Here is a 12,966-nt window from a genome sequence, read left to right as displayed (position 1 = left end):
TCCCCTCTCCTTGTAAAGGGGCTACGGTGTACACACAAGTCTGAAATAGCTGAAAAACACAGGTTTTACCCCACCCTAACCCTCCCCTTGCAAAGGGGAGGGAACAAAATTTTTTATTTCCCCCCTTTACAAGGGGGGATTAAGGGGGGTAATAAGACTTGTGTATACACGGTAGCCTTAATAAGGAGAGGGGTGAGGTTATTATCTTGTGAACAATTCAATCAAGGCTGAATAAACATTTACAGTTATCGCTTTACCTCACCCTAACCCTCTCCTTTATAAGGAGAGGGGACTGGAATTGGAAATAAAAATGACTAAACTTTATAACAAAAATAGTGAAATAGAAAAAAGGCGACTATTACGCCAAAATATCACAAAAGCCGAGAAACTTCTTTGGGATAAAATAAGAGATAGACAGCTAGAAAATCGCATATTTCGCAGACAATCTAGTGTCGATAAGTTTGTTATGGATTTTTATATTTCTGAATTCAAGTTAGCTATAAAAATTGATGGCGAAAGCCATTTTCAAGAAGGTGCTGCTGAATCCGATAAGGCAAGACAATAATTTATTTAATCAGCAGGAATTAAGTTTATTAGATTTACGAATAATGATGTGTATGCTAATTTATCTGGGGTGCTGGAAAGTATTGCTCAGAATATAAGAAATTTAAGGGGATAGTAGTTGAACCTCACCCCCAGCCCCTCTCCTTATTAAGGAGAGGGGAGCAGGATTAAACCTGAATGATAAAATTAATCTTCCTCATCACCAAAATCAGGCGCGAGCATCTCAGTTTTGCAAAGATACCAGATTCTTGCTCCCTCTCCTTACCAAGGAGAGGGTTGGGGTGAGGTTTTATAAGGAGATTCTTGCTCCCTCTCCTTACCAAGGAGAGGGTTGGGGCGAGGTTTTACAAGGAGATTCTTGCTCCCTCTCCTTACCAAGGAGAGGGTTGGGGTGAGGTTTTACAAGGCTTGATACCAAGTGCGCGTAGCTGCTCAAACGTTCAGCCCATCGCCTTTCTTGTGGGTAAAGTCTCGTGTAGCAGCGACTTCCAGTCGCCCAGCCTAACCTCTGATTATTTTGCATCCAACTGATATCTTTTCTTTAACAGGTGGGTATTATAAGTCTATATCTGGTAACAACATCTTCATAAAGATACATTAAAACAAAATACAATTCCGCAATTCTACTGTCATATCATGCTTTTATTATTTCTGGAATTGGATTAAATAATTCTCAAAAAATCAGTATTTACCGGATAAGATAAACAATTCATAAATGATATAACTTTAATAAATTCTCTTTTGTTTTAGCTACTTGATTTGAAAGTTAGTAAAACTAGATGCAGTAGTTACATAAATATAGTTTCATCCTTTGCCTAAAAAGTTAGTTTCTAGGCACAATCACTAATTTTCATAAAAAATCAAAAATCCGCTAAAAACCACTTGACAGGGAAGCAGCTATGTATCGGAAACGTCAGCTATTCAAGGTAATTCAAAAAAACTTTAGACAAATTAGCAAGCAGTTTTTATCTGCAATTAACAAACAAATTATTTGGCTCTTACGAGCTATTTATGGCAATCGAAGAAGACGTGGATCGGAGAATGCTGGGTTTTTGTTGCCAACAGTGGCGATGGTATCTTTAGTTGTTGTTCTGTTAACAACTGCGATTTTATTTCGGTCTTTTGAACGCTCAAAAAATGCTAGTAATGTCCGCGTGAATCAGGCTGTACTTAACGCCGCAGCACCAGCCCTTGACAGAGCTAGAGCAAAATTAGACAAGCTATTTACTGACAGCCGACTACCACGAGCCGTACCTTCAGATAAAGTTTTAGAGGATACCTTAAGTAGTACTGCTAATTTGCCTGAATTTACTTTTGGAGACGAAACTCCACTAAAGCTAAATTATGCTTATTCAACATCAACAACACCAACAAAACCAGCAACAGAAGATCAGCCAGCACCTCTAACAACTGCATGGATGTTTCCCATTGATACAAATAACAATGGGAAATTTGACTCCTATACTCTTTATGGAATTTATTTCCGAACTCCGCCTATAACTCCTAATGGCAGATACAGCCGCCCTAGAAATCCTCTAGAGGCAAGAACTCCGCCCATGACTTCTGGTAGTGTAAGCAGCAGTTGTAAAAATAGTGTAGCAACAAGTGCTGCTTTGGTGGGGAGTACGGGCTGGGTTAATATTGCTGGTCAGCTCCAAAAAAGCTTTTTTGTCTACACTGCTAATGTACCCATCACTAACCCACCAGCGACTGGGAATTACGAAGCTTTCACAGGGAATAAAGGTTTTTCAGGTTTAGAGTATCAACAAGACCGTGTACAACTACCGCTAGTTAACAATGCGGTGGTTTATAACGATGATATAGAACTTACCCCTGGTCCCGCATTTAACCTAAATGGACGGGTCTTGACTAATAGTAACTTCCTGACTGGTAGCAATAATGTGAGACTTTATCAGGTTAGTAGTGTAAATTCCTGTTTCTATAGTGAGGACAATGCCAAAATTTTTGTAGGTGGCAATTTAGGAGCTGGCGATTTCATTGGTAATGCAAGTAGCGGTACTTTAGTAGATTTATTCCAAGGACAAGCAGTTTCTCCTAGTCAAAATGGTAATACTAGCGCTAACACATCAGTCACTGACGGAACGAGTAATATTGCCTATAATAGCCTAGCTTATGCACAGCGTATCAATCTTTTGGTGCTAGCACAGACGAGTAACGCTGCATCTACTGACCCACAGCAAGTCCAAGATGCCATTATACAGCAACTAAAACTATTAAATCTAACTACAGCTACTGCCAGTGCAGCGCAACAATCCACTGTCCGTAATAACCAGTTAGTACTTTACTTTCAAGACCGTACCCGCCGTGTACCCTATGGTGAAGTTGCTTTTGGTGGAAATGCAATAATAAATCCTGCGACTAGTACAAATTATACCAATACTACTGTTTTACAAGGAAGTGGTAAGTCACTGCGTCCACAAGATACTTGGGTTTATCCGTTTCTTGCTAGTGATGGTAAAACTAAAACTAATTATTCCAATTTAACACTTAATACTAATAGTACTAAGCTGCTACCTGGTGCTACACAACCAGTTACGCAACAAACACTAGGTAAAGAACAATACGTTGGCGATCGCATTTTGCTTGGCAATAACCTACCTGCATTGTGGTGGAATGGAACGGCATTTGTTGGTCAAGATGTTACCACAGATACCCAAGATATTAAAAATGTTAACTGGGATAGTGGCAGTGGAACTCGCACTCGCAGCAGTCGTGTACAGCAACTAGCTGATTTAGGAACTGTTGACCGAGATGGAGATTGGGAAGTGGCAGCTGCTACTGTACCAACTACTGTCGCCGCTCCTGTGGGTGGCTTACGGGTAGTCACTGGTGCAGGGATTTATTTGCCTCAAACTTATACTGTTAGTAGCACCCAAGTTGCTTTGAACCTTGCGGCGGCAGCTACAAATAGAATTTGGTCAGATATGATGCCCGTGCCTAATACTATTGCTAGTGGCATTAATCCAGATACTTACAAGCTTAATATAGTATTACCCAATCTTCTCTATACGCCGTATTTACGGATGCGGGCTACAGCAGTTTATCACTACCAAGCCACTGGCTACAGTGCAACAAACCCTAAACCTATTGCTTGTATAAGTAGCTTCTACGACCCTACAAATAGCACTACAGCTAAGAACCTTGCAGCTCTTCCATATAATAATAATAACGGCAATGTGGGTGGTAACTCCCATAATGGTATTGTCTACGCACCTCCAACAAAGGCTGTTTCTGACTATTCACCTTTAATAAATTACCAAGCTAATTTAATGTATCCCAATGGGCGGTTGGTAAATCCAATACTGAACACCGCTATGGGACTAGTCGCTGCCTCTGGGACACTCACAATCTCACAGCAGTCTGCTATTGATGCTTCTATTTGTGCTATCCAAATATTAGATGGTACTATCGGCGCTCCAAGTAATAGCGTCATCCCTCACGGCGCAATTTCCGAAAACGCTTTTTTAGATGCGAGACAGATTAAGGCAATTCATAAAGATGTGCAAATAGATACAACTGTTACCACTGTCCCTGTTGGTAACATCATCCCTGGTAGAGAAACATTCACCAACGCTGATGGTGTAAATGGAGATGGAACTGGGACAGTCGCAAACCCGTCTACAGACTATGAACTCGCCAAAGAAACCCGCCAACCTCTGGAAATTCGCGCCACTGTATTAGACTATGATGCACTGGGGAACAAATTATATGGCACAGCAACACCACAAGAATACTTAATTCCCAATAGCGGTATTATTTACGCTACTCGTGATGATGCATTGCCTGATTTGAGTTATCCTGCTGGAATTTTAGCAGCAGATACAGCGACACAAAAACAAACAAAAAAAGATACTCAAAAATCACAAAGCCCAGTAGATTATAAACTTGACCCAACTCGCCGTCCCAACGCCATTATGTTGAAGAACGGCGACATCACAAACAACCCTAACGGAAGTCTCTGGCGTGTTCAGGCTTACAGAGATGCAGAAAAAGGCTTGGTTTTAGCTTCTAACTTGCCTGTATATATTTTAGGCAACTTTAATAAACATAGCCAAGAAGAGTTTATAACACCTCTAGCTAGTAATTTGGGCAATTTTTACTCTCGCTCAGACCTTAATCCAAACTTTGCTTGTCGTACTGGTGATCCTAGACTACCAAATTGTACCACTGGTGACGACTGGCGACCTGCCAGCGTATTGGCAGATGCGATCACACTTCTTTCTACTACCTATCAGACGGGCTACCGCAGCGATGGAGACTATGACCTGAATAATAACTTGGGTGATACTAATTCTACTACCACATTTCAGAGCAATGGGTTTGCTAACAACAACGCTAATGTCGTCAATGCTGCTTGGTATGGTAGTGACGGCTTGCCCCTTAGCAGTAAAAGCAGTTCTTACCTCAACAACTTTGTTACACCCATCCAGCGAAGGAAAACTGCCCCAGAGTATTTAATGGAAGTATGTCCGAAACTACCTGTTTCAGCTTGCGATCAGGGTAATGACTGGTACGTAACAGTACTCCCTGACGTTCTTCTAAAAGCCTCAAATGTTATTGGACAGACTTTTTCTCTTGCTACCCATAAAGCAGGTACAACAGCACAAGCACAATTACCGACTGGTACTAATTCTCAATATCTAGGCTATCCTCGTCGTGTTGCCTTTCTCCGTAATGCATCTGGACAACTCACACTTGATTCCAATAATAAACCAATCATTATAGGTATCGACAATGCCGGGAAAATAACTTCATTTCCATTCAGTACTTTTAGTTCTAGCCACCCACGTAACACAGCTAATTCTCTATGGTTCTATTCAAACAACAGTGATAATAATCCCCCAACAGTACTTTCACCAGCAATAGTTACTACTCCAACAACCCAACCAGCTTTATCGCCAGTGTTACAAATTAGAGTTGCTTTCAGCACTACTAATGAAAATGCATCTGACGTACTAGGTTCTGGCGCTGTACAGAATTCTTATTGGCTTCAATGGGCAACATCTACCACCTTTAACTTAGCCGCAGCAGGGGCAGACACCCCAGCTCGTCCTACAGAAGACAATGGTGGTTTACACAACTTTGTCCGCCTCTTGGAAAATTGGAACCCAAGTGACTCAATCCCAGCTTATATAGCTACAATTAACGGCTCTTTTATTCAAAGAACTCGTAGTGCCTACGCTACTGCACCATTTTTAGCATACTTAAATGGCTCATCTCTGACACCATATCCGACAAATAATAGTGGTGGTAAACTACCTTATTACCAGCCTCCCACCCGGCAGTGGGGTTATGATGTCGGCTTGCTCTCACAATCACCAGACGCATTTTCGCAAAAGTTAGCGATAACGCCAAATAACAAACCCAATGAGTACTTCCGAGAAGTTGGTCGAGATGATACATGGGTACAAACATTGTTGTGTGCCAAAAAAGCAGACAGTACTTATGCCGTCGATGCCGATCAACGTCCTGGCTGTAGTTAATCTTTAATTCTTAGAAACTGGTGAGTAACTATGATTAAGCACAAACAACAGCAAGTAAGTCAACCATCTGATGAGTCTGGTTTCACAATCATTGAGTCACTGGTAGCAATAATCGTGGTTGCTATTTTACTGGCAGCGATCGCGCCTACAATCGTGATTGCAACAGCAACTCGCGTTCAATCAAAAAGGGTAGAACTAGCTACACAAGCTGTCAGAACTTTCATTGATGGTGTGAAAACCGGAGCAGTGCCAATTCCTGAACCCACTAATTTCACTACTACGACTAATGCCACTATTGTATTGCCTCAATCAACCAATGCAACCAGGAGTTTAGCTGACAATTTACTTACTACCACAAATATGCCACTTCCTACAGCATCAACATCGTTATATTGCGTGACAAAAGACGCAAACAACAACCTAACTATTAGTGCCCCAAACTGTACAAGCACCGTATTTTACATTCAGGCTGTAAAAATTATAGGAACAGGAAGTACCCCAATTGATACCACAACAGGTTTACCAATCGACGGTTACGGTTTGGGAATTCGAGTTTATCGGTCAGATATTAACTTTACTAAAACTGTCAATGCTAGCGACAGTTTTAGTAATAAAAAACAAAACCCTTTCACTGGGGGTTTAGGCAATACCCAATCCCCACTAGTGGAAATGACCACTGTAATTGCTTCTAAAAGCACTTCCTTCAATGCTTTGTGTCAGCGTCTTGCTATTCCTTCCACCAATCCTGTTACTAGTAACACCACTTGTAATTAATCCTGTGCAGTCAGGTTGAAAGCTGATTTTTCAGGTTATGTGGAAAAACCAACGCGAAACCTAACCCCCTAGCCCCCTTCCGTACAAGGGAAGCAGGGTGGTTTCATACAAGCAGAGAAAAAATAAAACTGAGTTTCAAAGCCTCTCGACCCTTGCCTAACGGCAGGCTGACGCCAACGGGGAGAGGTTTCGAGAGGGGTAAAAATCCATCTCATGTGTAGTAGCGAATTGTATTCGCCTGGGCGACTAGAAGTCGCGGCTACACATGACAATAACCTGTCTCCGCAGGTTAACAAACCCTTGAATTTGTATTAGTCCACCTCCAATACGGTTCAGTTAACGTATTTATTCCTCGAAGATCCCCCCAACCCCCCTTAAAAAGCTACGGTGTACACACAAGTCATCCAATTACCCAAAACAAAAGAAAAACCTCACCCTGTCCTGACTTTAATCCCTCTCCTTACTAAGGAGAGGGACAGGTTTTGCACAAGCAAAACCAGGGTGAGCTTTCTTTGGGCTATTCGATAAACCGTAAATTGCGTCAACAGAGATTTGTGTGTACACGGTAGCTTAAAAAGGGGGCTTCTAAACCTCTTTTACCCCCTTTTTAAGGGGCAGACCGTAGTTATGAAGAATGTACTAAAATTTCTTCTCAGCATTCAGCTGAAACGCTCTAAGTTTGTTCAGCAAGTTAATGGTTTTACCCTGATAGAACTTTTGGTAGCCTTAGTGCTGGCATTCCTTGTGCTTACACCACTGCTATTTTTCATGGTTAATATTCTCACTACAGATCAGAAGGAGCAAGCAAAGGCAAATTCTGAACAAGAAATCCAGACAGCAGTTGATTACATTGCCAATGATTTACAACAAGCTGTCTATATATATGATAAAACTGCACTGACTACCAATTCAAACACCCTCCCAGGAAGCTCAGGAATTAAAGACCAAATACCGCCTTCTAAAATCGCTACTGGATGTAATTCTTCTACTTGTCAACCAATTCTGGTATTTTGGAAACGCAAGTTTCTCTCAGGTGCGATTACACTTTCCAGCAGCACTACAGCAAACAAAATAGATGACACTTTTGTTTACTCACTAGTTGTCTACTATTTAATCAAAGATAGTATTACTACTTGGTCAAATGCGGCTCGTATTGCCAGATTTGAAATTACCGATGGAGTTGTGGCTGCTAATGGTACTACTGGGAATTGTACTGGCTATCCCAATGATACATATATTGACACCACCCACTGCCCCGATCCAGGTTTTCAGCGTTTTAACCTGAATCTAGCAAGTGCCGCAGGTCTAACTCAGAAAATGAATTCATGGAAAGCTACAGCCTCAACAGCTTACACTCAACAAGCTTCTGTACTAATTGATTATATCGATCAAACCTCTATTGGTTCAACAGTTCTTAATTGCCCCACTGGAACACTTAGCTCAGGTAATTATATGGGCTTTTATACTTGCGTTGATGTTGCCAACACGACAGCACAGGTGTTTTTACGAGGCAATGCACTAGCTCGGTTGCAAACTAGCAATTTTGATTACTCTTCAAATAACCAAACTTACTTTCCGACAGCAAGCGTCCGTGTACAGGGACGTGGATATTTATTTAGTAAATAAACTTGATAATACACAGCACAACAATGATGGGGCATTATGGGCAATCTAACTTTAAAGTTATTCCATACTACGATGTGTAATAAAGACACCAAGGAGCGATTTCATCCTCAACAGGATGCTGGCTTTACTTTAATAGAAATGCTCGTAGTAATCCTAATGATCGGAATTTTAGCAGCGATCGCAGCTCCTAGTTGGCTTGCCTTTGTAAATCGACAGCAGATAAATAAGGCTAGCGACGCCGTTTTAGCCGCACTGCAAGAAGCACAGAGCGAAGCTAAAAACACAAAACTTAGCTACAGTGTCAGTTTTCGGAAAAATGGCACAACCAAAAATGTAGAGGTTGCTATTTATCCTACTAATGCTGTAACCCTCTCATGGAAAACCTTAGGGTCGGATGTGGGAGCCAATTCTAATCAATTACTACTGGGTGCAAATCTCAATGGCGAAAACACTGTCAGTACTACTGATTCTGCTGTATACTACCCTCCCCCAAGTACGCCAACAAAAATTACCTTTGACTATATGGGAGCTCTGACTTTACCAACTCCATACTTTGGAACAGTGCCAGCAGGTACAGAGCCACCCGGCTTAAAAATAGTGGTAGCTTTACCAAGCTCTGCAAATTCTACATCGGCTAGTAGCGTAAAGCGATGCGTCATTGTGAAAACTCTCTTAGGCTCAATGCTTACAGCAAAAGACGCTCAATGCAATTAAGTAGTTTAGGTAGCAATATTTATTCAAAAATACGCAATGCTACTGTATATAAAACTGGACATTAATAGCAAAATTGAAACATCATGTGCAGTTTTAATGTTTGATAGATTTATTTAAGAGCCACTGATAAATTAGCCATTGGCTGAACATATAAAAAGCGTCCTAATCAAAATATCAAAATGTAACTTTTGTCAAATGGCTGAAAACCTTGATTTTACTGTAGCTATCCCAACTTATAACGGTGAAAGTCGTTTACCTGAACTACTAGAACGACTACAAAACCAACTTCACACAGAAAAATTCTCTTGGGAAATTATAGTTGTAGACAACAACAGCACTGATAACACAGCTAAAGTTGTTCAAAAAACTCAACAAAATTGGCAGTGTCCTTACCCTTTAAAGTATTGCTTTGAAGCGCGACAGGGAGCAGCTTATGCCCGAAAAATGGCAGTGCAACAAGCTAAGGGTAGATTCATAGGTTTTCTAGATGATGACAACTACCCACTATCAAATTGGGTATCCGCAGCTTATGCTTTTGGCGAAAAATATCCTAAGGCGGGAGCTTATGGCAGTCAAATTCACCCTGACTGGGAAGTAGAACCACCAGAAAATTTTGCTCGAATTGCTCCATTTTTGGCAATTACAGAGCGAGGTAATTTACCGCTATTATATGAAGCAGCCAAAAAATTACTACCCCCCTCTGCCGGACTTGTTGTGCGTAGACAAGCGTGGTTAGAAAGTGTCCCAGATAAGTTTATTTTAACTGGTAGAGTTCAAGGCAATATGCTTACCAGTGAAGACTTAGAAATGTTGTCTCACATCCAAAAATTAGGATGGGAAATTTGGTATAACCCAGAAATGGAAATTTCTCACAGAATACCAAAGTTTCGCTTACAAAAAGATTATTTAATTCCGTTTTTTCGAGGTATTGGACTTAGCCGTTATGTAACTAGAATGGTTAATATCCAACCTTGGTATAGACCAATCGCTTTTTTGGCTTATATGATAAATGACCTGCGTAAAATTGCTTTACACTTACTAAAATACCGGACTAAATTGAAAACTGATTTAGTTGCAGCTTGTGAAATGCAACTATTTCTAAGCAGCTTAATTAGTCCTTTCTACTTATGGAAAAATGGATATTTAAATAAAAACTATAATTAAAAAATTTATAATTTATATGAATACATCTACAATTAAAAAAATAGATTTTACTGTAGCTATTCCTACATATAATGGTGCAGAACGTTTACCTAAAGTTTTAGAATTGTTGCTAAACCAGAAGGAAATAGAAAACTTAAGTTGGGAAATTATTATTATTGACAATAATAGCTCTGATAATACAAATGAGGTAATTCAGTATTACCAAAAAACTTGTACTCAGAAGTTTTTATTGAGGTATTTTCTGGAAAAAAAACAGGGAATAACCTTTGCAAGAATGCGAGCTATAAGTGAAGCCAGAGGTGAGTTTATTGCATTTGTAGATGATGATAATCTCCCAGCACCTGATTGGGTTTTCCAGTCTTATACTTTTGGCAAAAACCACCCTCAAGCTGGTGCTTGGAGCGGTCAAATTCATGGTGATTTTGAAGTAAGCCCCCCAGAAGACTTTACAAGAATTCAAGCCTTTCTAGCTATTAGAGAACACGGTTCACAAGAATATCAATTTGATGCAGATAATTTAAGACTTCCTCCAGGTGCAGCACTGGTTGTTCGTAAGCAAGCTTGGTGTGACAGTGTTCCTAAAGAATTGGTTTTTAACGGTAGACTGAGCAAATTAATGGTTGGTGGGGATGATACAGAAGCTCTCTTATATATACACAAAGCAGGCTGGGAAATTTGGTATAATCCCGCCATGCATATCGCTCATCAAATTCCCCATTGGCGGCTAGAGAGAGATTACTTACTAGTGCTTGCCCGTGGTTGTGGTCTCTGTATTTTTCAGCTACGCTTGATCAATGCTAAAAATTGGCAAAAACCAATAATATTGGTGAAAACTATCTTGGGTAATTTACACAGGATATTACAACATATTATTAAGTATAGAGGAAAATTCAAAAGTAATCTTATTGCAATTTTTGAAATTAGTTTTTACTTCGCTAGTATGATGAGTCCTTTTTATTCTTTAAGATGGAAGTTAGACAGAATTTTAAAAAATCCAATTGTAGAAAATGATTAAATCAACCTTCGATGGAACACAAATTTCTGTAATTATACCAGCTTATAATAGCGAAAAAACTATTAAAGAAACAATTCAATCTGTTTTGAACCAAACTTTTACTGACTTTGAATTAATTATAATTAATGATGGTTCACAAGACTCGACTTTAGAAGTTGTTACACAAATCCAAGATCCAAGAATAAAAGTATTTTCCTATTCAAATGCTGGCGGAAACGTCAGCCGTAACCGTGGGTTACACCGTGCAGGTGGAGAATTTGTTAGTTTTTTAGATGCAGATGATCTTTGGACACCTGATAAACTTCAGTCTCAGTTAAAAGCTCTGCAAGAAAATGTTACTGCGAAAGTTGCTTATAGTTGGACTGATTATATTGACACAAATAGTCAATTTCTATTTTCAGGCAAGCGCATTAATGAAAATAGAAATCTTTATGACAATTTGTTACTAGATAACTTTCTAGAGAATGGTTCCAATCCCTTAATTTGTAAAAAAGCTTTAATTACATTAGGTGGCTTTGACGAATTTCTAAATGCGGCTCAAGATTGGGATATGTGGCTGCGATTAGCTTCTAAGTTTGATTTTATCTGTGTACCATCTGTACAAATTTTATATCGCATAAGCCCTAATTCTCTTTCTTGCAATCTTGTCAGGCAGGAAAAATCCTGCTTGCAAGTGCTTGAGAGAGCGTACAAGGAAAGACCTTCTCTACTAGACCCTCCTTCGCGTTCGACACTTAAGAATAGTTGGAATATCAGCCTAGCAAATTTATACAAATACCTGACCTGCAAAGCCCTACAAAAGCCGTTTAATCGACAAAAAGGTTTAACTGCTGCGAGATTTCTGTGGAAGTATTTTCTGAACGACTCTTCAAGACTTGAGAATATAAATTTAATCTTAAAAATGTTATTGAAAATTGTCATAATTTTTATCTTCCCCTCCTTGCTTTACAGTATTACTACCCAAGGCAAAGTAAGAAGCCAACAACCTGAAACATTGCTCAACACATGGGTAGCTGAAAAACGACCAGAAAACAAAAATGGATACCCAGGTGCATTTACAATCTCTACTTAAAGCAAAAAATCTCTTGAATAAGCACTCTAACAGTGGTTTTACCTTACCAGAGATGTTAGTAGTTATTGTACTAATTGGTATATTAGCTACGCTGGGAATACCCAACTGGCTGGCTTTTGTGAACACTCAACGCCTCAACACTGCCCAAAACGAAGTTCACCTGGCGATGCGCCAAGCCCAAAGGCAATCCATCAAGGATAAATTGACTTGGCAAGCTAGTTTTCGTGAACAAAACGGTATTGTTCAATGGGCGGTTCATCCTGTTACACTCAACCCATCTGATGCTAACTGGAATAATCTACATTCTAATGTGCGTTTTGATTCGGAGACAAACTTCCAACCGTCACTCACTACTATACAAGAAGTTAGATTTGACTACAGAGGTAATGCTAAAGATTTAGGAAGGATCACGTTATCCAGCAAGTCTGGTGGTAAAACTAAACGTTGTGTAATAGTTTCTACGATTTTGGGGGCTATGCGAACGGGAAAAGATCATGGTACAGCCAACGAAAATGACAAGTATTGCTATTAAG

General features: G+C 39.9%; 9 protein-coding genes. All 9 read left to right on the top strand.

The features are described 5' to 3' along the window. Positions 1-310: 310 nt before the first annotated feature. The 9 genes from V7K15_RS08485 to V7K15_RS08445 all read left to right on the top strand — a co-directional run bounded on the left by V7K15_RS08485 (position 311) and on the right by V7K15_RS08445 (position 12,965). The gene (locus V7K15_RS08485; protein ID WP_334904759.1) at positions 311-565 is read left to right on the top strand and encodes an endonuclease domain-containing protein; all 255 of its coding nucleotides are present in this window, start codon (positions 311-313) and stop codon (positions 563-565) included. Positions 566-1,463: 898 nt separating this feature from the next. After that, positions 1,464-6,068, top strand: a complete 4,605-nt coding sequence (hpsA, locus tag V7K15_RS08480) for a hormogonium polysaccharide biosynthesis protein HpsA (protein ID WP_334904757.1) — start codon at positions 1,464-1,466, stop codon at positions 6,066-6,068. A gap of 30 nt (positions 6,069-6,098) precedes the next feature. Continuing rightward, on the top strand, positions 6,099-6,842 hold the full coding sequence (hpsB, locus tag V7K15_RS08475; protein ID WP_334904755.1) for a hormogonium polysaccharide secretion pseudopilin HpsB: 744 nt from the start codon (positions 6,099-6,101) through the stop codon (positions 6,840-6,842). A gap of 627 nt (positions 6,843-7,469) precedes the next feature. After that, positions 7,470-8,468, top strand: a complete 999-nt coding sequence (gene hpsC / locus V7K15_RS08470; RefSeq protein ID WP_334904753.1) for a hormogonium polysaccharide secretion pseudopilin HpsC — start codon at positions 7,470-7,472, stop codon at positions 8,466-8,468. A 36-nt stretch (positions 8,469-8,504) separates the two neighbouring features. Then, positions 8,505-9,182, top strand: a complete 678-nt coding sequence (locus tag V7K15_RS08465) for a pilus assembly FimT family protein (protein ID WP_334904751.1) — start codon at positions 8,505-8,507, stop codon at positions 9,180-9,182. 195 nt (positions 9,183-9,377) lie between these two features. Then, entirely contained in the window at positions 9,378-10,346 is a 969-nt protein-coding gene (hpsE, locus tag V7K15_RS08460; RefSeq protein ID WP_334904749.1) for a hormogonium polysaccharide biosynthesis glycosyltransferase HpsE, read from the top strand. Between the two features lie 16 nt (positions 10,347-10,362). Continuing rightward, positions 10,363-11,361, top strand: a complete 999-nt coding sequence (hpsE, locus tag V7K15_RS08455; RefSeq protein WP_334904747.1) for a hormogonium polysaccharide biosynthesis glycosyltransferase HpsE — start codon at positions 10,363-10,365, stop codon at positions 11,359-11,361. Next, entirely contained in the window at positions 11,354-12,433 is a 1,080-nt protein-coding gene (locus V7K15_RS08450; RefSeq protein ID WP_334904745.1) for a glycosyltransferase, read from the top strand. Before hpsE (V7K15_RS08455) ends, V7K15_RS08450 begins: the two co-directional genes overlap by 8 nt. Next, positions 12,399-12,965 (top strand): GspH/FimT family pseudopilin, encoded by a 567-nt coding sequence (locus V7K15_RS08445; RefSeq protein ID WP_334904743.1) that lies wholly within the window; start codon positions 12,399-12,401, stop codon positions 12,963-12,965. The genes V7K15_RS08450 and V7K15_RS08445 overlap by 35 nt, the downstream gene beginning before the upstream one ends. Position 12,966 lies beyond the last annotated feature (1 nt).

It is taken from the genome of Nostoc sp., from assembly GCF_036919815.1.
In the GTDB taxonomy this organism is placed as follows: domain Bacteria; phylum Cyanobacteriota; class Cyanobacteriia; order Cyanobacteriales; family Nostocaceae; genus Nostoc.
The sequence above is the reverse complement of the archived record's forward strand: the minus strand, read 5'-3'. Positions and strand labels throughout refer to the sequence as shown.